General features: G+C 45.4%; 24 protein-coding genes and 1 tRNA gene. 22 read left to right on the top strand and 3 right to left on the bottom strand.

The annotated features are described in order from the left end of the window. Positions 1-90 precede the first annotated feature (90 nt). The 13 genes from leuC to H6995_06610 all read left to right on the top strand — a co-directional run bounded on the left by leuC (position 91) and on the right by H6995_06610 (position 14,579). Complete coding sequence (gene leuC / locus H6995_06550) at positions 91-1,509, top strand: 3-isopropylmalate dehydratase large subunit (GenBank protein ID MCP5214647.1); 1,419 nt, start codon at positions 91-93, stop codon at positions 1,507-1,509. A gap of 54 nt (positions 1,510-1,563) precedes the next feature. Next, complete coding sequence (leuD, locus tag H6995_06555; protein ID MCP5214648.1) at positions 1,564-2,211, top strand: 3-isopropylmalate dehydratase small subunit; 648 nt, start codon at positions 1,564-1,566, stop codon at positions 2,209-2,211. Between the two features lie 33 nt (positions 2,212-2,244). Continuing rightward, positions 2,245-3,321, top strand: a complete 1,077-nt coding sequence (leuB, locus tag H6995_06560) for a 3-isopropylmalate dehydrogenase (protein MCP5214649.1) — start codon at positions 2,245-2,247, stop codon at positions 3,319-3,321. 279 nt (positions 3,322-3,600) lie between these two features. After that, positions 3,601-4,623, top strand: coding sequence for an aspartate-semialdehyde dehydrogenase (locus tag H6995_06565; protein MCP5214650.1), 1,023 nt, complete (start codon positions 3,601-3,603; stop codon positions 4,621-4,623). A 139-nt stretch (positions 4,624-4,762) separates the two neighbouring features. Continuing rightward, positions 4,763-6,994 (top strand): FimV family protein, encoded by a 2,232-nt coding sequence (locus tag H6995_06570; protein ID MCP5214651.1) that lies wholly within the window; start codon positions 4,763-4,765, stop codon positions 6,992-6,994. A 172-nt stretch (positions 6,995-7,166) separates the two neighbouring features. Next, positions 7,167-7,952, top strand: coding sequence for a tRNA pseudouridine(38-40) synthase TruA (truA, locus tag H6995_06575; GenBank protein ID MCP5214652.1), 786 nt, complete (start codon positions 7,167-7,169; stop codon positions 7,950-7,952). A 125-nt stretch (positions 7,953-8,077) separates the two neighbouring features. Further along, on the top strand, positions 8,078-9,016 hold the full coding sequence (locus H6995_06580) for an acetyl-CoA carboxylase carboxyltransferase subunit beta (GenBank protein MCP5214653.1): 939 nt from the start codon (positions 8,078-8,080) through the stop codon (positions 9,014-9,016). 43 nt (positions 9,017-9,059) lie between these two features. After that, the gene (folC, locus tag H6995_06585) at positions 9,060-10,337 is read left to right on the top strand and encodes a bifunctional tetrahydrofolate synthase/dihydrofolate synthase (protein ID MCP5214654.1); all 1,278 of its coding nucleotides are present in this window, start codon (positions 9,060-9,062) and stop codon (positions 10,335-10,337) included. A 3-nt stretch (positions 10,338-10,340) separates the two neighbouring features. Further along, entirely contained in the window at positions 10,341-10,826 is a 486-nt protein-coding gene (locus tag H6995_06590) for an SPOR domain-containing protein (GenBank protein ID MCP5214655.1), read from the top strand. Between the two features lie 58 nt (positions 10,827-10,884). Further along, positions 10,885-11,382: a CvpA family protein gene (locus H6995_06595; protein MCP5214656.1), complete on the top strand. Its 498-nt coding sequence runs from the start codon at positions 10,885-10,887 to the stop codon at positions 11,380-11,382. A gap of 47 nt (positions 11,383-11,429) precedes the next feature. Next, positions 11,430-12,956 carry an amidophosphoribosyltransferase gene (purF, locus tag H6995_06600; GenBank protein ID MCP5214657.1) on the top strand — a complete coding sequence of 509 codons (1,527 nt, stop codon included), beginning with the start codon at positions 11,430-11,432 and terminating at the stop codon, positions 12,954-12,956. 20 nt (positions 12,957-12,976) lie between these two features. Beyond that, a complete protein-coding gene (locus H6995_06605; protein MCP5214658.1) occupies positions 12,977-14,182 on the top strand; it encodes an O-succinylhomoserine sulfhydrylase in 1,206 nt (401 codons plus the stop codon). Positions 14,183-14,503: 321 nt separating this feature from the next. Continuing rightward, a tRNA-Lys gene (locus H6995_06610) sits at positions 14,504-14,579 on the top strand. Positions 14,580-14,646: 67 nt separating this feature from the next. Here the strand turns inward: H6995_06610 and H6995_06615 are convergent. After that, a complete protein-coding gene (locus tag H6995_06615) occupies positions 14,647-15,729 on the bottom strand; it encodes a tyrosine-type recombinase/integrase (protein ID MCP5214659.1) in 1,083 nt (360 codons plus the stop codon). Positions 15,730-16,827: 1,098 nt separating this feature from the next. Here H6995_06615 and H6995_06620 point away from each other — a divergent pair. Both H6995_06620 and H6995_06625 read left to right on the top strand, forming a co-directional pair. Beyond that, positions 16,828-17,781 (top strand): integrase domain-containing protein, encoded by a 954-nt coding sequence (locus H6995_06620; protein MCP5214660.1) that lies wholly within the window; start codon positions 16,828-16,830, stop codon positions 17,779-17,781. Further along, on the top strand, positions 17,765-18,103 hold the full coding sequence (locus H6995_06625; protein ID MCP5214661.1) for a hypothetical protein: 339 nt from the start codon (positions 17,765-17,767) through the stop codon (positions 18,101-18,103). Before H6995_06620 ends, H6995_06625 begins: the two co-directional genes overlap by 17 nt. Positions 18,104-18,388: 285 nt before the next feature. Here the strand turns inward: H6995_06625 and H6995_06630 are convergent. After that, positions 18,389-19,482 (bottom strand): IS3 family transposase gene (locus tag H6995_06630; GenBank protein MCP5214662.1). Its coding sequence is split into 2 segments (ribosomal slippage): positions 18,389-19,233 and positions 19,233-19,482, totalling 1,095 coding nucleotides; the frame shifts between segments, so codons are not numbered across the junction. 279 nt (positions 19,483-19,761) lie between these two features. Here H6995_06630 and H6995_06635 point away from each other — a divergent pair. The 6 genes from H6995_06635 (at position 19,762) to H6995_06660 (ending at position 22,722) form a co-directional block, all read left to right on the top strand. Then, a complete protein-coding gene (locus tag H6995_06635) occupies positions 19,762-20,370 on the top strand; it encodes a hypothetical protein (GenBank protein ID MCP5214663.1) in 609 nt (202 codons plus the stop codon). A 74-nt stretch (positions 20,371-20,444) separates the two neighbouring features. Next, positions 20,445-20,879, top strand: a complete 435-nt coding sequence (locus H6995_06640) for a hypothetical protein (protein ID MCP5214664.1) — start codon at positions 20,445-20,447, stop codon at positions 20,877-20,879. 34 nt (positions 20,880-20,913) lie between these two features. Further along, the gene (locus H6995_06645) at positions 20,914-21,138 is read left to right on the top strand and encodes a hypothetical protein (protein MCP5214665.1); all 225 of its coding nucleotides are present in this window, start codon (positions 20,914-20,916) and stop codon (positions 21,136-21,138) included. 74 nt (positions 21,139-21,212) lie between these two features. Further along, on the top strand, positions 21,213-21,770 hold the full coding sequence (locus tag H6995_06650) for an RHS repeat-associated core domain-containing protein (GenBank protein MCP5214666.1): 558 nt from the start codon (positions 21,213-21,215) through the stop codon (positions 21,768-21,770). A 159-nt stretch (positions 21,771-21,929) separates the two neighbouring features. Then, positions 21,930-22,385 (top strand): hypothetical protein, encoded by a 456-nt coding sequence (locus tag H6995_06655; protein ID MCP5214667.1) that lies wholly within the window; start codon positions 21,930-21,932, stop codon positions 22,383-22,385. A gap of 19 nt (positions 22,386-22,404) precedes the next feature. Continuing rightward, positions 22,405-22,722: a hypothetical protein gene (locus tag H6995_06660; protein ID MCP5214668.1), complete on the top strand. Its 318-nt coding sequence runs from the start codon at positions 22,405-22,407 to the stop codon at positions 22,720-22,722. Positions 22,723-22,745: 23 nt separating this feature from the next. Here H6995_06660 and H6995_06665 read toward each other — a convergent pair. Next, positions 22,746-23,896 (bottom strand): IS3 family transposase gene (locus H6995_06665; protein ID MCP5214669.1). Its coding sequence is split into 2 segments (ribosomal slippage): positions 22,746-23,662 and positions 23,662-23,896, totalling 1,152 coding nucleotides; the frame shifts between segments, so codons are not numbered across the junction. 71 nt (positions 23,897-23,967) lie between these two features. On the opposite strand from H6995_06665, the gene H6995_06670 reads away from it, so the two are divergent. Then, entirely contained in the window at positions 23,968-24,219 is a 252-nt protein-coding gene (locus H6995_06670) for an Ig-like domain-containing protein (GenBank protein MCP5214670.1), read from the top strand. Positions 24,220-24,255 lie beyond the last annotated feature (36 nt).

Genomic DNA, 24,255 nt, shown 5'->3' on the forward strand with positions numbered 1-24,255 from the left:
GAAGTTGGAATGTAGCATATGTATTTCTTGTGTGAAATAGGCTTGTTGGTTTCTCGCGGACGGATCAAGCATTAGATAGGAGTAGAATGCATGGCGGGTCAAACCCTTTACGATAAACTTTGGCAGGATCATTTGGTAAAAGTGCGCGCCGATGGCACTGCGCTGATTTATATTGATCGGCATTTACTGCATGAAGTCACTTCTCCGCAAGCCTTTGAAGGGCTGCGCTTGGCTGGTCGTAAACCATGGCGAATCGATGCCAATTTAGCCACAGTTGATCATAATGTGCCTACGACAGGGCGTGAGCAGGGAATTGATGGTATTGAAGACCCTGTCTCAAAAATCCAGGTCATGACATTAGATGATAATTGTGACGAGTTTGGCATATTAGAATTCAAAATTCGTGATATCCGTCAGGGTATTGTGCATGTGGTCGGGCCGGAGCAGGGCGCGACTTTACCCGGTATGACCTTAGTCTGTGGTGATTCCCATACCTCAACCCATGGCGCGTTAGCATGTTTGGCGCACGGCATTGGTACCTCTGAGGTGGAGCATGTACTGGCGACACAGTGCCTTATTCAGAAAAAGATGAAGAACATGCTGGTTCGAATTGACGGCAAGTTACGACCCGGTGTCAGCGCCAAGGATGTTGTACTAGCGGTTATCGGTAAGATTGGCACCGCCGGTGGCACCGGCTTTGCGATAGAGTTTGCGGGTGAGGTGATTCGCGATATGAGCATGGAAGGGCGCATGACTATTTGTAATATGGCGATAGAGGCAGGTGCTCGAGCTGGTATGGTTGCAGTAGACGACACTACCATCAACTATATTCAGGGTCGGCCCTTTGCACCAAAAGGTGATGAATGGATACAGGCCGTCTCCGCATGGCGTCAGTTGGTTAGTGATGAGGATGCTCATTTTGATCAAACTATCGTCTTACGCGGTGATGATATTAAGCCTCAGGTAACCTGGGGTACTTCTCCGGAAATGGTGTTACCTATTGATCAGTTGATTCCCGACCCGGCTCAGCAAGATGACCCTATTAAACAAACGGGTTATGCGCGAGCATTACAGTATATGGGGTTAAAGGAGAATACGCCGCTCACTGACATCTGGCTTGATCGTGTGTTTATTGGCTCGTGCACAAATTCGCGGATTGAAGATATCCGCGCTGCGGCAGCGGTTGTTCAGGGACGCAAAGTAGCCAGTTCTATTAAGCAGGCGTTGGTGGTTCCTGGCTCGGGGCTGGTTAAACAGCAGGCGGAAGAAGAAGGCTTGGATCAGGTTTTTATAGACGCAGGGTTTGAATGGCGTGCCCCGGGTTGTTCTATGTGTCTGGCGATGAATGCGGATAGATTAGGCGCGGGGGAGCACTGTGCCTCGACTTCAAACCGTAACTTTGAAGGTCGCCAGGGTATGGGGGGGAGAACTCATTTGGTTAGCCCTGCGATGGCTGCGGCAGCGGCGATAGCTGGGCATTTTGTTGATGTGTCGCAACAACAAGAATAACTAGTATCGGTCACTCAAAATACTATTTGATATCTGCAATATAAGAGAAAGAAAATGGAAAAATTTATTCAGCATAGAGGTCTTGTTGTTCCCATTAATAGAGCCAATGTGGATACCGATCAGATTATCCCTAAACAGTTTCTAAAATCGATAAAGCGCACGGGCTTTGGCGTTAACCTATTTGACGAATGGCGCTATTTGGATGAGGGTTATCCCGGCCAAGACAGCAGCAAGAGGCAGCTAAACATGGATTTTGTGCTTAACCAGCCACGCTACCAAGGCGCAAGTATCTTATTGGCGCAGGACAATTTTGGCTGTGGTTCGAGTCGTGAGCATGCGCCTTGGGCGATTTTAGAATACGGGATTCGTTGTGTGATTGCTCCCAGTTTTGCCGATATATTTTTTAATAATAGTTTTAAAAATGGACTGTTACCTATTGTTTTAGAAAAAAATATAGTTGATAAGCTGCATATAGAAGTGGAAGCCAAAATTGGTTATGAGCTAACCATTGACCTTGAAAAACAAAGCGTGATGACACCATCGGGAGTGTCATATCTCTTTGAGGTCGATCCATTTCGCAAACATTGCTTGCTCAATGGGCTCGATGATATAGGTCTTACCTTGGAGGATGCTGATACCATTAGTGCCTATGAAGAAAAGCGCAAGCAGACCTCTCCCTGGCTTTTTAATAAAAATGTTTAACTTTTATTGCTAACTATTTGATTGGAATGATTTATGCCACAAAAGATACTGGTTTTAAAGGGCGATGGTATTGGCCCGGAAATTATAAATGAAGCGCTCAAGGTAATCGCTGCGGTTCAAGCTAAATTCAGATTGGATATTGAGCTCTCCGAAGCGTTAATCGGTGGGGCTGCCTTTGATGCGACGGGGACACCATTGCCTGATGCTACTATGGCAAAGGCAAGAGAGGCGGATGCAATTTTACTCGGTGCTGTCGGTGGCCCCAAGTGGTCTAGCGTTGATGGTTCACTCAGGCCTGAAAAGGGGTTGTTGGGATTGCGCTCAGGGTTGGATTTGTTTGCAAATTTTCGCCCCGCCAGGCTGTACCCCCAGCTTGCCGAAGCCAGTTCATTAAAGCCAGAATTGGTCGCCGGCCTGGATATGTTGATTGTCAGAGAATTAACGGGCGGCATTTACTTTGGTGAACCACGTGGTATTCGCACGCTCGAAAATGGAGAGCGTGAAGGCTTCAATACCTATGTCTATTCTGAAAGTGAAATCAAACGTATTGCCCATGTCGCGTTTCAAGCAGCGCAAAAGCGTGGCGGACGCTTGTGCTCTGTTGACAAAGCGAATGTCTTAGAAGTTACCGTGCTCTGGCGAGAAGTTGTTGCGGCAGTTGCGGCGGAGTATCCCGACGTTGAGTTGACTCATATGTATGTGGACAATGCCGCCATGCAGTTAGTGCGAGCTCCCAAACAGTTTGATGTAATGCTGACGGGTAATATGTTCGGCGATATTCTATCGGACGCGGCTGCCATGCTGACCGGTTCAATCGGCATGTTGCCTTCAGCATCACTCAACAGCCAAAACAAAGGTATGTACGAGCCTATTCATGGCACAGCACCGGACATTGCCGGAAAGGGTATTGCCAACCCCCTGGCTACCATTTTGTCGGTTGCAATGATGTATCGTTACACCTTTAATCGTGCCGATGTCGCTGATGCCATTGAAGGGGCCGTCAACAGTGTCTTGGATCAGGGCTATCGAACGGCAGATATTGTCGGTGCTGCGAGTGAAACAGTTGGTACAGCGGCGATGGGCGATGCGGTTGTTAAAGCGCTACAATAAAAGTTTGTACAAAACTGTTTATTGTTCTAATCATTTTGCTCTAAAATCGATCTCATGATAAGCAGCTGCGAGCGCTGTTTCCAAGCGCCCGGATGTTTGTTTTTATTCAAATTGTTATAGAAATATTTAAGAAACGGCGAATACTTTAGTCATTCGTAATGAATTGCTTGCTATCCAGCTAAAGGGCGGTAGGCTGTTCAGGTAAAAGGTGAATTCCTGAGTGTATTGAATATTTCTGTACGGTATTGCTGGCAGAATTTTTTACGGGTAATTTAAAATATGACAAAACTTTATGATGTGGCAGTCGTTGGCGCAACTGGCGCTGTCGGCGAAACAATGATCGAAATTCTGGAACAGCGTAATTTTCCGGTGGGCAATTTGTATCCTTTGGCGAGCAGTCGTTCGGCTGGGAAAACGGTTGTCTTTAAAAACAAGTCATATAGTGTTCAAGATCTTGCAGATTTTGATTTTAACCAAACTCAAATAGGACTGTTTTCTGCTGGTGGCAGCATTTCCGAAGAATTTGCACCTAAAGCCGCAGCCGCAGGGTGTGTGGTTATCGACAATACTTCGCACTTTCGCTATGACGACGATATACCCCTGATCGTACCTGAAGTTAATGCTTGGGCGCTGGATCAATATAAGCAACGCAATATCATTGCCAATCCAAACTGCTCGACAATACAAATGTTGGTTGCACTCAAGCCTATTTATGATGCGGTTGGTATTGAGCGTATTAATGTTGCCACCTATCAGGCCGTATCGGGTACGGGTAAAGAAGCAATTGAAGAATTAGCAACCCAGACTGCCGCTTTATTAAATGGACAGCCAGCAAAATCGAGTGTTTATCCGAAGCAAATTGCTTTTAATGTATTGCCGCAAATTGATGTGTTTATGGGAAACGGCTACACCAAAGAAGAAATGAAAATGGTGTGGGAAACTAAAAAGATATTTGCCGACGATGCTATTGATGTCAACCCAACCTGTGTCCGCGTGCCCGTTTTCTATGGTCATTCTGAGGCCGTGCATATTGAGACACGGGAAAAAATCAGTGTTGAACAAGCCCACAAATTATTGAAAAAGGCGCCGGGTGTTAAATTAATGGATAAGAGAGCAAACGGTGGGTATCCAACTGCGGTCACGGAATCAGCAGGCAAAGATCCTGTATACGTTGGTCGTATACGTGAAGATATTTCACATCCAAGAGGCCTAAATCTCTGGGTTGTCTCCGATAATGTGCGCAAAGGAGCGGCACTTAATAGTATCCAAATTGCAGAAATGCTAATAGCGGATAAATTGTGATCTAATTATTGGAACTCTGCATAGATTAGACTAAGCTTTCCAATAATCAGAATTGTACGATTATGAGCCGGGAATCATCTTGGCCAGAGCTGATTTGTATGTGGGCATGGCTCAATAACGGAGAAAAAGGATGGGTCTTATGATGCGCAAGCTTGCAGTGGCGTTAGTTTTTATGGGCGCTCTGGGCAGTAACTTAGCGAACGCTGTGGGTTTGGGTGAGTTAAAGCTTAATTCGGCGCTCAATCAAAAATTTGAAGCTGAAATCAAATTATTGAATGTGGGCGATTTGTCCAAGAATGAACTTCTGCCAAATCTAGCAAATCACAAAGATTTTGCCCGTGCTGGTGTCGAACGTGTATTTTTCCTAACCGGAATGAAGTTTGAAGTCCGTTTTAAGAAGAATGGAGATGCCTACATTAAGGTTACAACGGATACAATCGTTCGTGAGCCTTTTCTCAATTTCTTAGTTGAGCTGCATTGGCCAAGTGGTCGTATTTTAAGGGAATACACGGTACTGCTAGACCCACCTATCTTTTCCGAGGCTCCCGCAAGTAACGTACGTCAGGCTTCGGCCGGATCTCAAGACGGATCCGGCAGCCCAAAACCAAACTCTAAAAAAAAGACTGAAATAAGCGTTAATAGGCCTTCCTACGAAAGTTCAAGATCAAAAGTAACAAGTGAAACTCGTACAAGTTCAGGGACAGATGGGAGCCCTGTTCGTGTAAAAAAGAACGATACGCTGTGGGGTATAGCGAAAGAGAACAGGCCCAGCAACGAAGTCACTATTCGACAAACAATGCTGGCGATTCAACGGCATAATCCACAAGCCTTTATCCGCAATAATATCAATCTACTAAAAGCTGGTCAGATTCTAAAAATTCCCAATGTCAGTCAAATCCGAGCACTTTCGGCAACCGAGGTGCAGGAGGAAATTGCGCGACAAAATGAAGCTTGGCGTGGTAACCGGACCATAGATGCTACCCAAGAAGAAGATTCAGCTATTCATTCTGAAGACAATGTAGAAGAGCCCACTCCAGTCCCCCAAGGCCAATTAAAACTGCTAACGGATGATGCACCAGAATCTGCGGATGAATTGGCAGCAAATGCTTCTGGTGCTTCACTTGAGGGTGATAGTGATGACGATGCAAGCGAATCCAATAATGTTTCTGCACTATCCGGTGAACTCAGCGATATGGATAATGGCGTCTCTTCGAATATTTCCTCTACGGATGTTGATGATTTACAAGGACAGATTGACAGTTTAAAACGGCTGTTAACCTTAAAGGATCAACAGTTAGCTATACTACAGGCGAAAACCGCTAGCACAGGTGGTGCATTTGGTACAGATCAAGCCGCTGCAGGGCTAAGTGTTACAAACCAAGATACCGCGGCTCTCAGCACATCAAATGAGGGTTCTGTGACAGCGAGTCAAAGCGATAGCAAGCAGACGAACCCATCCACGCCAAAACAAGAACAAGGGCTCATTGCGACTTTGCTGAATAATCCTATTTATATTGGTTTGATTATTCTGTTGATTTTGGTTGGTTTGGTTATTCTGGGTGCGGTTTCTCGAAGACGAAACGAGGAGACTGAGTATCCGCAGGATCTTCAACGAGCCATCGGTGGTAATACTCAGCCGGATGTGCAATTGCCGGAGGATTTGGAAAGCGAGCTTGAAGACGATGTCACGGTCGAGCCAGCAGTCCAGCAAAAGCAACCGAAACAGGACTCAGCGACACTTCAAAATGAAGCAGAAATCCGTAAATTAGTGGAAGAAGCTGATATTTATATTGCGTATGGCCGCTATGAGCGCGCGTTGGAAATGTTGCGTCCTGCGGTGAATAAGAATCCGACCAATGCTATCTTGCGTCTTAAATTGGTGGAAGTATTCCTCGCTACGGGTGATGTGGCGGGGTTGTCTCAGCAAGAGGCCGATTTACAAGCCATCGGAGATGATGAGGCATTGTCAAAACTAGAGGAACTCAAAGCAGAAACAGCCGTTGCCAAGGCTGATGCGATTGATTCTGGTGGCGACGTCGAAGAAACCGAGTTTGATCTTGCCGATGATGATGTCGATAACATTGAGGAACAAGAGAAAAATACTGATTTGGAAGAGGGCATTGAGTTTACGCTTGACGACGTTGGATCTGATGAGAACGAAGCAGATGTTGCCGACGACATAGCGTCCTCAGTGGATGATTTGGATTTTCTTGGTGATACCGATGAAGCGGCGACAAAATTAGAATTGGGGCGTGCGTATATCGATATGGCGGACAAGGATGCAGCAATAGAAATTCTCAACGAAGTAATAGACAGCGGCAATGAAGAACAAAGAGATGAGGCAAAAAAACTGCTAGAGAGCATTGCGTAAAATCAATTTTGAAGACAGGATGCTGGGATAAACCCTAGCGACAACTGAGGCGTCCAATGGGCGCCTCATCAATTTTAATCATCAGTAATTCATTACTATCGGCAAAAATCTCTTGAGTGCTCCTGATTTCACTACCCCCGATTCCACGATAAAGACTAAAACCGAGTTGGGTGTGCGTGTCGCACTGGGTATTGAATATGATGGTAGTGCCTATCACGGCTGGCAAATTCAAGGGCACGATGCAAAAACTGTTCAGCAGGAGTTAGAACGTGCTCTTTCTAAAATTGCTGCGCAACAAATTCGTGTTATATGCGCAGGTCGAACCGATACTGGTGTGCATGCAACGGCGCAGGTAATACATTTCGATACTCAAGAACCACGCAATGAGCGCGCATGGGTATTGGGCACCAATACGCAATTGTCAGAACATGTTCGTGTTCGCTGGGCTAAATTTGTCAGTTCAGACTTTCATGCACGTTTTAGTGCCACGGGACGACGTTATCGCTATGTTATTGATAATAGGGCTGTACGACCTGCTATTATGTCGTCTCTACTCAGTTGGCAATGCCAGCCGCTCGATGTGGAAAAAATGCAAATTGCCGCAATGAGTTTAGTGGGAGAGCACGATTTCACCTCTTATCGTACCGTGCATTGTCAAGCAAAGAGTCCGGTCAAGACAGTTCATCGCATTGTAGTAGAACGGCGTGGTGAACTGGTCACCATGGATATCCATGCTAATGCGTTTTTACACCATATGGTGCGCAATATTGCAGGCGTGCTTATGGCGATTGGCTGCGGCAAGGAAGATGTAACCTGGGCGAAAAAGGTTTTAGCAGCGAGAGATAGAGCACTTGGCGGTGTAACCGCCCCGGCATGCGGCCTGTATTTAGTGGCTATCGATTATCCAGAACATTTTGCAATCCCCAAATCAACTATCGACTTACCCTTCTTGCTCTAGCGAGACTAAAAAAATTGTATCCTTAGGCGACGCAATGAGCTGATATGGGTACAATACGGCTGTTCTTGCAAGAGCCTCCGAGGCATTGTTGAGTTTCTTGATATCAGATAAGGGTTATACAAAAAATGAGCAGTTGGTTAGAGAAAATTGTTCCTTCCGTCGTTCGCTCCAACCAAAAGAAGCGCAGTAGCGTTCCAGAAGGTTTGTGGGAGAAATGCCCTAAGTGCGACGCCGTACTGTACCGTCCTGAATTAGAGAATAATCATGATGTGTGCCCTAAGTGTAATTACCACATGCGCATTAGTGCCCGTCGGCGACTGGATTTGTTTCTCGATCCGGATCAACGAGAAGAAATTGGCTCAGAGCTGGAACCGGAAGATAAGCTCAAGTTTAAGGATTCAAAAAAATATAAAGATCGATTATCTGCCGCTCAGAAGGCGACCGGAGAAAAAGACGCGTTGATCGTAATGAAAGGCGCAGTGAAAGGGGTTCCAGTGGTTGTCGCTTGTTTTGAGTTTAACTTTATGGGCGGCTCAATGGGTGCTGTTGTTGGTGCTCGTTTTGTAAAGGCGGTTAATACTTGTCTTGAACAAAGGTTACCCTTGATTTGCTTTTCCACCAGTGGTGGTGCGCGTATGCAGGAAGCTTTAATTTCGCTAATGCAAATGGCGAAAACTAGTGCTGCCATTGAAAGAATGAAGCGTAAATGCGTTCCCTATATCTCCGTGCTGACAGACCCGGTTTATGGTGGTGTTTCTGCCAGCCTTGCGATGCTAGGTGATTTGAATGTTGCTGAACCTAACGCCTTGATTGGTTTTGCCGGACCTCGAGTGATTGAGCAAACCGTTCGTGAAAAATTACCTGAAGGTTTCCAGCGTAGCGAGTTTTTATTAGACCATGGGGCCATTGATATGATCATCAATCGTTACGAAATGAGGGATAGGCTTTCGGATATTCTATCGAAATTAGTCCCGTCAAGTTCACACCTCAATGCCTCCAATCAATGTGAATTGGAGTTGGCAAGCAATCAAATCGATTTAAGCTCCAGCAAAGTGACAGAGTAATTGACGTTATCAGAGCACCATAGATTTTGTCGTCACCTTCCAAGTGCGCAGTATGAATCTGGGTGAGTGGTTACAACGGCTAGAGTTGCTCCATCCGAAAGAAATCGAGTTGGGGTTAGAGCGTGTAGCCAAAGTAGCACAGCAGCTACCGGTAACGAAGATTGCACATAGAGTAATTACCGTCGCGGGTACCAATGGCAAGGGAACGACGGTTCGATTGTTAGCTAATATTTTATCAAATGCTGGATTGAAAGTGGGCTGTTATTCTTCTCCGCATCTTCACCACTATAACGAACGTGTGCTAATTGAGGGGCTACCTGTCGAAGATCAGGCGCTGTGCGATGCTTTTGTCCGAGTGGATAAAGCGCGCAGAGATATACCTTTAACCTATTTTGAATTTGGCACTTTGGCTGCGTTCGACCTTTTTGCCAGAGCCAATTTAGATATTGTATTGTTAGAGGTGGGTTTAGGCGGGCGCTTGGATGCCACTAATATTCTGAATCCAGATATTGCGGTAGTTACCTCTGTTGCCTTGGATCATCAAGAATGGCTTGGTAATAGCAGGGAATCGATTGGTTATGAAAAAGCAGGCATAATGCGGCCAGGATTGCCTGCCATCTGCGGTGATCCAAATCCACCTTTGTCGCTATTGCAGTATGCAGAGTCACTGGCTGTTAATCTCGATTGCAGCGGACGGGAATTTGGATATGAGCTTACCCGTAGTGAGGATGGCAAAGTAACATCCTGGAATTGGTGGGGGCAAAATAATAAAGAACAAATAAAGTTTTTCGGTCTACCTCTTCCTGAAATACCGATAGAGAATGCTGCAACCGCTATTCAGACCTTAATGCGGCTGCAGCTGCCTATTGACGAGGTGCATTTACGGCAAGGAATATTACGAACCAGATTGCCCGGACGTTATCAGCGGATTGACAAGCCCGTTCCAATTATTTTGGATGTAGCCCATAATCCACATGCGGCTTCCTATTTAGCAGAGCGATTGAAAAGGGAGTCGGTAAAAGGCTGTGTGCATGCATTGGTTGGCATTTTGGCCGATAAAGATTACGACACAATGGTTCAAGTAATGATACCGATAATTGACTATTGGTCTGTCAGCGACTTACCTACACCGCGTGCACTAAGCGGTGAAAAGCTTGCCTCGGTCATTCAACAACAGGGGGCCGCGGTTGAATCCTATTCTTCCGTATCCAGCGCCCTCGGACATCTCTGCGAAACGCTTACACAGGAGGATCTGTTAGTGATTTTCGGCTCATTTTATACGGTCAGCGAAGCATTAACCTATTTGGAATCAAGGGGCTAATCCATGGATGATGGGCTTAAGCAAAGATTGATCGGGGCAATTATTATTGTCGCAGCAGCCATTATTTTTATTCCGATGATATTCAATGATGCCGATCACCCGGCAGGCGATATCCTGGTAGATATTCCCGCTCGACCAGAACCCCCTCCACCGCAATTGATTAAGCCAACCCAGCCAAGTTTAAACGTTGAAGAGGTGGCAGGTGTTAATGTAAAGCAAGAGGTAACTGAGCAAGAGCCTGGGAACCTGCCAGTCAGCTGGGTGCTGCAGTTAGCAAGTTTTCAAGAACCCAAAAACGCGGAGGCGTTGCGTGATCGATTGCGCAAGGCGGGATATAAATCCTACGTAGCTTATCGTCCAGATCAGACAGATACGATGGCGCGAGTGCTAGTAGGGCCGGAACTGGATCGCAAGGAGGTTGAGCGCCTCGCGGTGGCGCTGAAAAAGGAATTTAAACTCGAAGGTTTTATAGTGAGATATTTACCTTAATGCGTACGATGGAAAATATTGATACAGCAAGCCAGTTAACAATGGATGTGATTCCCTCATGAACTGGGCTGATTGGTTGATCATTGGTATTATTGCGCTTTCCGCTTTAATAAGTGTGAAACGAGGCTTTGTTAAAGAAGCGTTGTCACTTTTTATTTGGATAACGGCTTTTGTTATTGCGCGTACTTTTAGTTTTAGTATGGCGACACTACTCGTCGAATACATAGAACTGCAGTCTGTCAGGCTGGCTGCAGCCTTCGCTCTTCTTTTTGCGGCAACCCTGATTGTGGGGGCGTTAGTTGGCTATTTGGTCAGCGCCTTGGTGCGTGCCACGGGCTTGAGTGGCACAGATAGAATATTGGGGATGGTGTTTGGTCTCGCGCGTGGCGGACTCATTATCGTAGTGATGTTAGCTCTGGTGAAACATACCCCCGTGACAGCTGATCAATGGTGGCGGGACTCCTATTTGATACCGCAATTTTTAATGCTGGAAGAATGGTCATTTAATTTATTTAAGCAGTGGGCAAATTATTTGTTAAATTTTAGCGGTCGGTAGCTACAGATTTTTCAATGCCAATTCAATTATGGGGAGAAGAATAACGCATGTGCGGTATAGTCGGTATTGTTGCGAAATCAAACGTCAATCAAGCGCTTTATGATGCGTTAACCGTATTACAACATCGTGGTCAGGATGCTGCCGGAATGGTGACCTGTCATGAGGGACGGTTCGTACTGCGTAAGGATAATGGTTTGGTGCGCGACGTCTTTAGCCAAAGGCACATGGAAAGGCTAGTGGGCAATATGGGTATCGGCCACGTCCGTTATCCAACGGCCGGTGGAGCTAGTTCTAGCGAGGCGCAGCCCTTTTATGTTAATTCTCCCTATGGTATTACCTTGGCGCATAACGGTAATCTCACCAATGTTGAAGAGATTAAAGAAGAGTTATTTACTTCGGATTTGCGCCACATTAATACCAATTCTGACTCGGAGGTTTTACTTAACGTATTTGCTCATGAGTTGCATCGCCTTGGTAAATTGCAGCCCGCCCCGGAGGATATTTTCACTGCCGTAAAGCGTGTCCACAAACGTTGCCGTGGCGGCTATGCGGTTATCGCGATGATTACGGGCTATGGTATTGTCGGCTTTCGGGACCCTAATGGCATACGTCCTATTGTGTTTGGTAAAAAAGATACCGATCAGGGCGTTGAGTACATGATTGCTTCTGAAAGTGTGGCATTAAATGCGCTGGGTTATACGCTTGAGCGGGATTTAGCGCCGGGTGAAGCGATCTATATTGATGTCGAGGGTAATTTGCACTCTCAGCAGTGTGCTGAAAATCCACAGTTATCTCCCTGTATATTCGAACACGTCTATCTGGCGCGTCCCGACTCCATCATAGACAACATTTCCGTTTATAAGGCACGGCTGCGGATGGGAGAAAAACTGGCAGAAAAAATTCTGCGCGTGTATCCGGATAACGATATTGATGTCGTAATTCCAATCCCTGATACCAGCCGTACCTCGGCACTTCAATTAGCTTATCTGCTGGGCGTGAAGTTTCGTGAAGGCTTTATTAAAAATCGCTATATTGGTCGTACCTTTATTATGCCGGGACAAAGCCAACGTAAAAAATCAGTCAAGCAGAAACTCAATGCGATTGGGTTGGAGTTTAAAGGTAAGAATGTGCTGCTGGTGGATGACTCCATTGTTCGCGGCACCACCTGCAAGCAAATTATTGATATGGCGCGTGAAGCTGGCGCCAATAAAGTCTATTTTGCATCAGCATCACCAGCAGTACGTTATCCCAATGTCTATGGCATCGATATGCCAACCGCAAATGAACTAATAGGACACAACCGTACGGACGAAGAGATTGCTGAAATAATTGGTGCAGATTGGCTGGTTTATCAGGATATTGAAGATTTGGTGGAGAGCGCGCGCGAAGGCAATCCAAAAATTAAGAAGTTTGAATGCTCAGTATTCGATGGTGTCTATGTAACTGGTGATATCGATCAGGCCTACTTGGATAGACTAGACGCGATGCGCAGTGATCAAGCTAAAAAACCATTACAACTTAGCGACTCGCGGCATGATGATAATATTGCCATCGATTTGCACAACAATAAATGATTCTGTAGGTAAATTCCATTATGTCAGAGCAAGACACATTAAAAGAAACTGCTGAGGCAAGTTATCGATTAGAGACTTTAGCGATACGTAGTGGTCATCCTCACACTGGTGAGCAGGAGCATAGTGAACCGATTTTCCCGACTTCGAGCTTCGTATTTTCCAGTGCCGCTGAAGCAGCAGCAAAATTTGCTGGTGACATACCGGGAAATATTTATTCGCGCTTTACCAATCCCACCGTCAGAAATTTTGAGCAACGCTTGGCTGCGCTGGAAGGGGTAGAACGATGCGTCGCCACTGCTTCCGGTATGGCAGCTATTATGTCCACCTGTATGGCCTTGCTGAAATCCGGCGATCATGTGGTTTGTTCTCGTAGTGTGTTTGGTACAACTTTTACGCTGCTAAATAAATTTATGTCTAAATTCGGCGTTACTACCACATTCGTGGAATTAACCGCTCAGGAAGAATGGCGACAAGCGTTGCGCCCAGAAACTAAACTGCTGCTGGTCGAAACACCCTCAAACCCTTTGTGTGAAGTGGCCGATATTCAGTGGCTGGCTGATCTTGCGCACAGCAAAAACGCATTGTTGGTAGTGGATAATTGTTTCTGTACGCCAGCACTGCAACAACCTTTTAAATTTGGCGCAGATATCGTCGTACATTCGGCAACTAAATACTTAGACGGGCAGGGAAGGTGTGTTGGTGGAGCAGTGCTGGCTCGGAACGAAATTGCGGAAGAAATTTTCGGGTTTCTACGGGCTGCCGGTCCGAGTATGAGCCCTTTTAATGCCTGGGTTTTCTTAAAGGGCCTTGAAACATTAAAATTGAGGATGGACGCCCATAGCCATAATACGCTGAACATAGCACATTGGCTTGAGGCGCAGCCAGCGATTGAGAAGGTTTACTATAGCGGATTGCCTAGTCACCCGCAGCACGGCTTAGCGAGTAAACAACAGCGCGGCTTTGGTGGCGTATTATCTTTCCAGGTGATTGGAGATAAAAATGCGGCATGGCGCTTTATCGATGCAACAGCAATGCTGTCGATTACGGCTAATCTCGGTGATGTTAAAACAACGATTACACACCCAGCAACCACGACTCACGGAAAATTAACCGCTGAGGAAAAGCTGGCTAGCGGCATTACCGACAACCTAATCAGAGTTGCCGTTGGCCTTGAAGATATAGAAGATATTAAAGTGGACTTATCTCGCGGCCTGGCGGCAATATAGTCCGCAGATAGATATCTGCCGGACAGCATTATCTTACTGTTTGGCGGTGGCGATGGCTGACTTAAATCACCAATATTTGTTGGTTTGTGGTGATTTGATTCTTTATTTATTAATGGCTAAGCGGTGTCGCCGAAGCAACGTATTTCACTGGGATATTGTTGTTTTATAACTGAACCACAATTTTATGACTTGCCTTTTAGTAATCGAGAATAGTACTTGTCTTGCAGAAACCTTGCGATAAGGATGGCGCACTGAATTCTTGGTTATTAAATACCAAAGCTAGCTAGCACTCGAGGATGAGCTTTGGTAACCTAGCGGCCCGGGCCGTTAGCTCAGTTGGTAGAGCAGTGGACTCTTAATCCATTTGTCCAGGGTTCGACCCCCTGACGGCCCACCAATTAAATCAAAGAGTTAGCTTGGCCTAACAGTTTCCTTCTTTTTCTTTGCGTGAATTTTGCGGGAGTTTAAGCAATATTTAGCCGCTGCAGAACCCCAAGCTCAGGTTTGTTTCCGTTACACTCACAGACCATCTTAGCCACTTCTATCAGTCGGGGTAGTTCAGCTGCGGAGTAGTGCGTCGTAATACGTCCTGACCGATGCCCCAGCAGATCCTGCCGATCTTCGAAACTCACACCCGCAGCTCGTAATCGCCTGCCGAAGGTATGTTTTAGATCGTGCACTCTAACCTGTGGTAAGCCTAAGGCTTCTCTGGCCTTTCTCCATCCGTTATTCAGCATATGCTGAATAGGCTTACCCCGGTATACAAATACGTATTTCGGGTGCTTGCAGCGCTGCTCAGATATTACTGAGCGAGCGACGGAGTTTAAGATAACCAGTCGTTCATCAGCATTTTTAACTCGGGTAGCTGGAATAATAAAGACTGAAGTCTCCATTGTGGGAACTGCAACTTCCCAATCCCACTGAAGATTACAGACTTCGCTATCCCGGCAACCGGTATTGACAGTGAATAACGCCATCGTCGCAAGGTGATCCGGCAACAGTTTGAATAACTGTGCCTGTTCGTCCCACGATAGGGGGTAAGGTTGTCGCTTATTCACGTCAGGCAGCAACTTGAACTTTGGCGCAGCCTGTATCCAGGTCAAACCATGTTCGTCCATCCATTCTGCTGCTGCCAGATTCATGATCATCCTGACCACCTTTAGCCCGTGATTGATTGTGCCTATGGATACGCCATCCTTTCTTCGTTGCTCAATCCAGGTTTCAAGCGAACCTCGATGTAACCGCTCCAAAGGGCACGACCCAATCCAGGGAATCAATTGCTTAAGCCTTCCTACATCACTGTCGATACTACGTTTATGCTGATTTTCCAGAACATATTTTGTTGCGGCTTGCTCAAACGTCCGTGTTGGTCGTACGCCGTATATCTCAGCTTGCCGGGCCTCTTCCCTTAATCTTGCAAGGAAGCGTTCCGCCTCTTCAAGGCGAGCACTTCCAGTGCTTTTGCAAATTCTCCGTCTGTCGATGCATTTGTCGACGTGCCAGATACTATTGCGCTTGACGAGCCCTGGTGTTTTTTTCTGTCCCATATCAATTCTCCTTTAATCTGATTGGGACGTCCGTAGCACGAGATATAGTGCTCCACCCAGGCATCCATTTCAAGTCGATCAAAAGCAATTCCCTGTGTTCCAATAGGTATTTCCATCAACTTCGGCCTGACCTCACAGTTAAAGCGGTTCTTGTCCATACCTAGATAAGCGGGCGCATCGCGCAGCCGAATCAATCGCGGTTGCGCGACCGGTGGTTTATAAGGGCCTTTTCCAGAATGTGTCATTGGCGCTTATGCTAAGACGGGATAAAAATTAAAAAAGGTTAAAAGCGTACACAGAACAAAGAATTTTTAGATGACTTTTAAGCAAAGTAATGGAAACAACCAATAATCCGATTATCAGTTATTGCCTTTTTATCGGGAATTCCCTCGAAAGCATTACTACAGTGTCATGCTTTCAAAGTGCTGACATTGTCAGCACCCTGCAAAAAACCAAGACATAATCTGCTTGAATAAAAAGTGCACAAAAAAACCACTGCACCACTTGGATTGGTTTTTTATCGTGCCGGTTTATCGGTTGTGATGTAGTGGCCGCAATCTCTGTGGCGACTGCAGACCTAGTCGCAAAAGCAAGGCCCTTTATCCGTGTTATCGATAAAGGCAGAAGTGTGGAGTCATCGCAATGACGAAGCACTTATACGGGCGGCCGTGCCAGGATCCCTCAAAGGTCCAGGCACAGCCACAACACTAACCCAGCAGTAAAACGCAAAACCAGGAGGTGATGCCACCCAAACAAAGGTAATAACCAGGAAGGTTCGTGTCTCTGTCTTAGCGTCAGCTACACAGAGACGCGAACCCGCAGCCAGGACGAATGCCAATCCTGCCAATCCTTTACGGTCGGATTCGCTGCTGCAAACCGCTACAAACTGTCGGTACTGCTCAATCAAGAAGACTCATTTGTCGTCATGTTTGAGCGCACTTAACCCGCTGACAAGAAAACCTTGTCAGTTCAGAAGTGCCGAGTACTAACAGTGATTTGCTCAGCTCCTTTTAAGGGAGCCGTTGGACGAGACGCACTCGTCAAGCGCGGTCGACGCTCTATTCGATTGTAATACTAACCAATTTCAGGGTTTTCAGGATGAGCAAAGTCGGTGGTGGAAGAAATTATGGCTACGGTAAGAAACTCGCATGGGCAGGCAAGAATGCGCTAAATGATCGCTATGGTGCGGGTCATTATGGCACCGTTGCCGCCCATCTGGAGCGCTGGAACTGTTTTGTCCGTTATTTGAAATCTGAAGAAGGCGTTAAAGATGCGCGTGATGTCACCGTAGAGCACGTTAAGCGCTACGCTAATCAGCTAAAACAACAGGTCGACTCAAAGACCATGAAAGTGGCCTACGCACAAAATCTACTCTCATCCATTAATGTCGTACTCTCTGGTTTACGGGGAGATACCAAACTGACCGTTTCACCGTCCCAGTTAGTGGGAGAACGAACAGTGGTTCGTGAACACAGCCCCAAAACAATCGATCAAACCCAACTCTCCAAGGTGCTCGATAACCTAGCTTCAAAAAATGAAAGGCGCGTCCTGTTACTCGCTTCTCTGTGTCGGGAATTTGGACTGCGCTTTAAGGAAGCCTCGCTATTAAACCTTCCCAGAGCACTAAAACAGTCAAGAACAGACGGGCGGATCAATATCACTGCTGGTACCAAAGGCGGTAGAGGTAAACATGCGGATCGTTGGGTACCCGTCACGCAACAAGGAACAGAACTACTGACACGCATACACCGAGAACTCGGTAGCCGCAAGAACCTGATTCCAACACAGAACAACTATATCCAATGGCGCAACCACGCCTATAGCCAGTGGCGGTTAGCCACAACAGAAACGGGCATCAAGGGATTTCACGATCTGCGAGCGGCCTATGCCTGTGAACGTTACCAACAAATTACCGGCAGCCCGGCACCAGTGGTTACGGGAAGCAGGGTAGCCACAAAAGCATTGGATCGCCAGGCACGTGCCATTATCGCCCTTGAGCTGGGCCACAATCGAACAAATATCCTAGTAGCCTACGTTGGATCAGCAAAATAGCATGCGCCCGGCCAATTCAGAGCAAGCGCAGCAGCAAATGAGAAAACTACTCGGCAGAAAAATTCCTGGCCGTCGTGCTACGAAGGTCAAAGAACATACGAAAAGAGCGCTACAAATAGCAGATGCACTCTACAGGCAGTTTCAGGTGGGGCCTTACCAGTATCGTCTAAGCCACTTAGAGTGGTACTTCAATATCCATATCCATACCATAACACCAGCAAGCAAATACCGGCATCGGTTGACTGCACGCATCATAGTCAAAGCGTTGGGTCGGTGGGAGGACTGGCAGCACAAACTTGACGGTCTCTTCCGGCTGCTTTAAGTCAGATTTTTTGACCAAGCTACACAATCGCTTAGGCGAGTTGCAACAAAAATTTAGTGTAAAAAATATTGACATAACTTCTGAGGAGGGTAGCATTCCTTTCCAGTTTAGTTAGCTGAAGTTTAGAGAATGGATAAGGAAAGTATCTCTACACCCATGGATGCAGCGCTACCTTCCCCATGAGTTGTTCGTTCTCAGAATCCGTTTGTACGTACCAGCACTAAGTCTTCAGCTCGTTTGTGCGCCGGTGACCTGCCCCCAGTATTACTACCACAGCATCTGAGTTCAGTCTGCATGTTGGTTTAATTCTTCAGCCATTTCAACTGGGGTTTTATATCCCAGCATTGAGTGTGGCCGACACTCGTTATAAACTCTTCTCCATTCACGAATAATCGCTCTTGCATGCGCCAAAGAATGGAACCAGTGTTCGTTCAAACATTCATCTCTAAACTTGCCATTGAATGATTCAATAAATGCATTCTGTGTCGGCTTACCAGCCTGGATAAGTTTTAATTCAACCCCGTTTTCATAAGCCCATTGATCCAATGCTTTTCCGGTAAACTCTGGACCTTGATCTGTCCTTATGGCTTTCGGATAGCCCCTGAATCGAGCGGCTTGATCCAGTATCCGGGTGACATATCGACTCGATATACCAAAGTCCACAATCAGATCAACCGACTCCTTGGTGCAATCATCGACAATCGTCAGGATCTTTATCCGTCGACCACTAGCTAAAGCATCCATGACAAAATCCATTGACCAGACCTCATTACGCCGTGTCGGTAAAATCAACGACTCTCTGGGTACGACCAAGGCTTTACGCCGCTTTCGGCGCTTTACCGCCAGCTTGGCTTCCGTATAAAGTCGGTACACTTTCTTGTGGTTCACCTCATGGCCTTCCCGACGTAACAGGGCATGAATGCGCCGGTAACCGAATCTGCGCCTTTGTTGCGCCAGTTCAATGATTCGGTACGATAGCATCTCATCCTTTTCGATCCGCTTTGACTGATAGCGATAGGTACTACGACAGATCCCCACCAGCTGACAGGCTTGGCGTTCTGAAACGGCAGTATACGCCAGCATTTCATCTACGGCTTCACGCTTTGCTGTTGGGGTTAGTACTTTTTTCTTAACGCTACCTCCAGCGCTTCCTTGTCCAGCATTGTATCGGCTAGTAACTTCTTTAGCCGAGCATTCTCATCCTCCAGGGTCTTGAGGCGTTTAACTTCTGAGACATCCATGCCGCCGTATTTGCTGCGCCAAGTATAAAATGAACCATTGCTAAAACCGTGTTTGCGACATAATTCCTTGACCGGGATCCCTGACTCCGCCTCTCTCAAAAAACCGATAATCTGCTCTTCGCTATAACGCTTTTTCATTGCTGCTTTCTCCTCTTGAAAGCAGACTTTACTTAGATCAACCTGGTAGTCAATTCGGGGAGCAGGTCAACTGGACCACAATCGCTACCTTTAATTCCAACCGCTAACAACAATCAGTTCCCTAATACGCGTGATCCAAACTCTTTCTTAATGCATGGAGACAACTCTCAAGGTAATCAGTCTGCTTCGCAGGGCTGCATAATCTGTTCGCGAAATACTCGGAATACGATTGATGCCGCTGGTGGTGGTACTCTAACGGTTCAATAAGTGGATGAGTTGATGAAAAAAATATTAAGCGTTTTATTTTTGTTTCTAATCTCTTGTGGAACTATTGCGGGTGCAACATTTCCATTTTCAGAAAAAGGGTGGGATTCGAGCGAAAAGAAAATTGTAGACGATAGCTATTTGACGTTATCTGAGGTCACTATAGGAGTTACGACGTTTGATCAGATTGTGGGTATTTTTGGAAAGTCTACATTGTATGAGCCTGATAAAAAGAACTACTCTCCAAATTTACTTTGTTACAAGTCAGTAGATGATGACACTACTGTCGTTTTTCAGTCTGGACCTTTGGGCGGATGGAAAATTGTAACCGCAATTTGGATTGGAAAAGCCAATTTTGTTAATGAATCGAAATGCGCTGAGTCTACATTGGTTGATCGTAAGAAAATGCAAGTTAATGGCTTGTCGTTGGATTTGAATATTGATGATGTTAAGAAAAACCTTGGTAGTCCAACTTTTCATAGTCAATCGTTTTATGCGTACAGATATGAAGACCAAACAAGCACAGAGAAAAATAAGATATTTGACGTTACCTCTGGCTTTGAATTTGAATTCGGTCAACGTGAGCTAAATTGGTTTAGGGTATACAAGCAACTGTCTAATTGACTGCTGTTGGTAGCAAATAGAACTGTCCGGTTTTATAGCACATTAGTTGTCCGCTTTTGGGAAAATAGGATCCGATAACCGGCAGGTATATTCAGAGTGATCCTATTGGGTTGTTGGGTGGGTTGAATACCTATACTTATGTTGAAAGCAATCCTCTCTTTTACTTTGATCCTTATGGTTTAGCTGGAGAAACGACGAATTTAGGTGGGGGTACCAAAGTAAGGATCGATAATCCTCATGTGCCAGGACAGCAAAAACATGGCCACTTTGAAACACCTAAAGGCCAAGGTGTCGTAAATCTAGATGGTACACAAAGCCATAAAAATAAAGGAAGCCTTGATAACATGAATAAAAAAGTTAAAGATTTTCTAAAGAAGAGAGGGTTTAACTTACGATGCCCACTTTGCACAATAATTCCTCCTTATGAAAAAGTTAGGAAGTCTTACTGTGAGCAAAATCCATATGCTCCTGGGTGTATCATAGAGAATAACCAATGCCCCTTAGCTTAGGGAGAAAATCAGGTATAAAGTTTGGGTAAATATTATGAAGATATTTGGATATAAATTTGGTTCAGAAGATCTTTATCTTCTAAACGAGGTAACTCTTCAGGGTTCCCCCGAAGAATTAAAAAAGCTTGCAGATTTTTTGATTGAATGTGCACAAGAAATGGTTACTGATAAGGATTGGGAGCACGAACATTTTAAGGATTTTACCGACTCTGAGGTTAATAGCCCTGATTTTATAGTTTATGCTTCAGAAAAAAGGTAGAGGAAAAGAAAGAAAAGGGACGCTGGGAAAAAGGGGGCGCAGAAGTCTGGAGTCAATTACGATCTCCCTATGGGATGGTTGAAAGTGAGACGGGGGTTAAAGCCACCAAGATTTGTTTTCCGGGGCAGTATCTGGATGATCTGACGGATTTGAATTACAACTACTTTAGGGATTATGATCCGATAACCGGCAGGTATATACAGAGTGATCCGATTGGGTTGTTGGGTGGGTTGAATACTTATAGTTATGTGTTCCAAAACCCTGTTGGGTATTTCGATCCATTGGGCTTAGAAATCTTCGTTTGTAACAGGAAAGTTAGTGGTTTTCCGTATATTGGTAACCACGCTTATGCTTGGGATTCATCGACGAACACTTCAGATAGTATGCGTGGTAGTTCACGTAAAGGTCTTGATGGTTCAGGCGAAAAAGGACCAAGTGGAGATTCATGTAATGTTGTTGAAGGAAGTAAGGGTAAAGAAAAAGAGATTATGGATTTCTTGGCTAAGAATAAAAATAACGGTGTGTGGATACCTATGCTAAATGATTGTCATAATGCAGTAAAGGATGCGGTCAAAAACTCGGATGTGAGTTATCCTGGAGCACCAGGTGGACGATTTGGAAAACCTCACTAAGATATTCCTGTGAAATATATCTTTTTTCACACAGTACTCTTATTTAGCTCGCTTTGTGTGGCGGAATGTAAAAAGCTAGAAATGGATAACTTACATAGTATTAAGAACTCAATCGTGAAGGAACTTCACGGTAGTCTTCCCAAAGAGTGGCACATATCTATGGAAAAAGAGCAAGAAATACCTTATGGGCATTACTGGAATTTAAATTATGAGGGAGTCCGCGGTTACAAGATTGTACTACAAGGCGGGATGCCAGTTTCTTTAAAATGGAAAGATGATGAAGAGCAATGGCATGATAGTAATATTGCAAGAGAAACACTGACGTTATGGTTTATGCCGTCGTGTTACAAGCAAAGCTGGAAAAGATTTTTTAATCTTGGCCAGCCAGTGGCGGCAAAACTTTTCTTCTCAAGTGAAAAACTGAAAATATACTCTATGCTTGGGCATCAGATTATCGCGGAAGCCGAATTAGCAAGGCTGATTTCTATAGCAAAATCAACGAAGTGGCCAGATTCTCCTGCGCAAACAGGTCGTGTTTCGTGGAAAGAGTGGCGTAAAGATTTAAAGCAAATCTTGGCCCCCCATAAATTAGAGAAGTATTTTGGGGCAGAGTAAACTTAGTTAAAGGTGATAGATGGATAATATTAATGAGTCTATTCGTCAAAAGGCGTTATTGCGGCTTTCTCAGATTTTTAAGATTCCTGTTGAAACGCTGAGAGGGGAAATGTCGTTCAGTAAAGATTTCGAATCAAGATCTGTTTCGATATTTAAGAGGAACGAATTTGATGTTGTACTAGATGATATTCGAGATGTTGCAAATCGTAAAACGTTAACAAAACTTGATAGTGGATCATTAGTTATTGAAACTGTAGATGATTATATCAATCATATGGTTGATTGTTATAGAGAAACTCCTAGCATAGTTACAAATGTGTTAGGCGAACTGAGTTAAGAGGGTGGCAAGCCCCGAGTTCTCTAGACACTTAATAGCTTCTTAAAATACTGTTTTTCATACTCAACTGGTGACAAGCCTCCATTATTACCATGACGGCGAGTCTGGTTGTAGAAGAACTCGATATAATTAAAAATCTCTGATCTCGCTTCATTCTTGGTTTTGAATATCCTGCGTTTTATCCACTCTGTCTTGAGTAAGGAGAAGAAGCTTTCAGCCACAGCGTTGTCATGGCAGTTTCCCCGGCGACTCATGCTTAACTCCAAATTGTTAGCACTAACAAACTTGCGCCAGTCAGAACAGGTATATTGAACACCTTGATCTGAATGTATCAACACCTTACCTTCCGGCTTTCGCCGCCAGAGAGCCATCAGCAAGGCGTCTATGACTAAATCTACCTTAGGGCTGCTTTTCATGCTCCAACCCACTACCTGGCGAGAGAACAGATCCAGCACGATTGTGAGATATAGCCAGCCTTCATGGGTACGGATATAAGTAAAATCGGTCACCCATGACTGGTTGGGTTGGTCAACTTCAAACTCTCGATCTAAGACGTTCGGAGCAACGTGACTGAGCTCACCACTCTTGAAGCCTCGGTGTCTTTTGTATCCGCGCTGTGAGCGTATGCCTGCTTCTCTCATAATTCGATGAACCCGGTTCTTGCCACAGGTTTCACCATGATCTTTCATATCCATCGTGATATTACGGTAGCCATAAGCAAAACCGCTTTCCATCCAAAACTGCTTTATCTGTCCTAGTAAACGTTTATCCTCAATAGCCCGGCGGCTTTGTGGTTGTTTGAGCCAGGCGTAAAAACCGCTGGGGTGTATCTCTAACACCCGACACATAGCAGCAACCCTGTACTTCTTGAGCCGTGACTTTATGAACCTGTATTTTTCTTTGACTCGCTGGCGAAAAATACCGCGGCTTCCTTTAAGATATTTCGCTCTTCTGTCACCCTGCGTAGCTCCGCTTTTAGGTGACGGAGTTCCTCCTGTTGGCCAGTAATCGTCTGATACTGGGAACCCTGATCACCGTATTTTTTGATCCAATCATGTAAGCTTTTTGTCGTAACCCCCAATCGATCGGCAACCTCTACAATCTTGTAGCCACGATCAGTAACTTGTTTAACGGCCTCTATTTTGAATTCTTCTGGATAGCGTTTACTGCTCATATCTGACACCTTATTTTTGCGTTTATTATAACGCTATCAGGTGTCTACAATACCAGGGGCTTGCCACTGACATGACCACTGTCATGGTTGATATACCAAAAGCCGATAAAAAAGTATTAGAAGAGAGTCTTTTTGAGGTCGGTTTCTTCGTGGATGGAGAATTTGTTTCAGAAGAAGAGCAGGGTTACGTTCCCTTTACGTGGAATTTCGATCCTAGGCGTTTCGGCCCGGGCGAGCATGTTCTAACGGTAAATATATCCGGCTTCAGCGGCCAGGTAGGAAGTGCTAGTTTGTTGTTCAGCGTTCCCAATAACTCTAAATAAGAATTCGTAAAACTAGAATCAGTTAGTAACTAACCA

The sequence above is a fragment of the Pseudomonadales bacterium genome, assembly GCA_024234615.1.
Classification (GTDB): Bacteria; Pseudomonadota; Gammaproteobacteria; order Pseudomonadales; family IMCC2047; genus JAJFKB01.

Excerpts from the sequence above, each read along its gene's own strand:
- H6995_06635 (MCP5214663.1), top strand. The coding sequence starts at position 19,762 with ATGAAAAAAATATTAAGCGTTTTATTTTTGTTTCTAATCTCTTGTGGA.
- leuC (MCP5214647.1), top strand. The coding sequence starts at position 91 with ATGGCGGGTCAAACCCTTTACGATAAACTTTGGCAGGATCATTTGGTA.
- H6995_06595 (MCP5214656.1), top strand. The coding sequence starts at position 10,885 with ATGAACTGGGCTGATTGGTTGATCATTGGTATTATTGCGCTTTCCGCT.
- H6995_06670 (MCP5214670.1), top strand. The coding sequence starts at position 23,968 with ATGACCACTGTCATGGTTGATATACCAAAAGCCGATAAAAAAGTATTA.
- leuB (MCP5214649.1), top strand. The coding sequence starts at position 2,245 with ATGCCACAAAAGATACTGGTTTTAAAGGGCGATGGTATTGGCCCGGAA.
- H6995_06620 (MCP5214660.1), top strand. The coding sequence starts at position 16,828 with ATGAGCAAAGTCGGTGGTGGAAGAAATTATGGCTACGGTAAGAAACTC.
- H6995_06660 (MCP5214668.1), top strand. The coding sequence starts at position 22,405 with ATGGATAATATTAATGAGTCTATTCGTCAAAAGGCGTTATTGCGGCTT.
- H6995_06655 (MCP5214667.1), top strand. The coding sequence starts at position 21,930 with ATGGAAAAAGAGCAAGAAATACCTTATGGGCATTACTGGAATTTAAAT.
- leuD (MCP5214648.1), top strand. The coding sequence starts at position 1,564 with ATGGAAAAATTTATTCAGCATAGAGGTCTTGTTGTTCCCATTAATAGA.
- H6995_06570 (MCP5214651.1), top strand. The coding sequence starts at position 4,763 with ATGATGCGCAAGCTTGCAGTGGCGTTAGTTTTTATGGGCGCTCTGGGC.
- H6995_06565 (MCP5214650.1), top strand. The coding sequence starts at position 3,601 with ATGACAAAACTTTATGATGTGGCAGTCGTTGGCGCAACTGGCGCTGTC.
- H6995_06590 (MCP5214655.1), top strand. The coding sequence starts at position 10,341 with ATGGATGATGGGCTTAAGCAAAGATTGATCGGGGCAATTATTATTGTC.
- H6995_06615 (MCP5214659.1), bottom strand. The coding sequence starts at position 15,729 with ATGGGACAGAAAAAAACACCAGGGCTCGTCAAGCGCAATAGTATCTGG.
- H6995_06580 (MCP5214653.1), top strand. The coding sequence starts at position 8,078 with ATGAGCAGTTGGTTAGAGAAAATTGTTCCTTCCGTCGTTCGCTCCAAC.
- purF (MCP5214657.1), top strand. The coding sequence starts at position 11,430 with ATGTGCGGTATAGTCGGTATTGTTGCGAAATCAAACGTCAATCAAGCG.
- H6995_06645 (MCP5214665.1), top strand. The coding sequence starts at position 20,914 with ATGAAGATATTTGGATATAAATTTGGTTCAGAAGATCTTTATCTTCTA.
- H6995_06605 (MCP5214658.1), top strand. The coding sequence starts at position 12,977 with ATGTCAGAGCAAGACACATTAAAAGAAACTGCTGAGGCAAGTTATCGA.
- H6995_06650 (MCP5214666.1), top strand. The coding sequence starts at position 21,213 with ATGGTTGAAAGTGAGACGGGGGTTAAAGCCACCAAGATTTGTTTTCCG.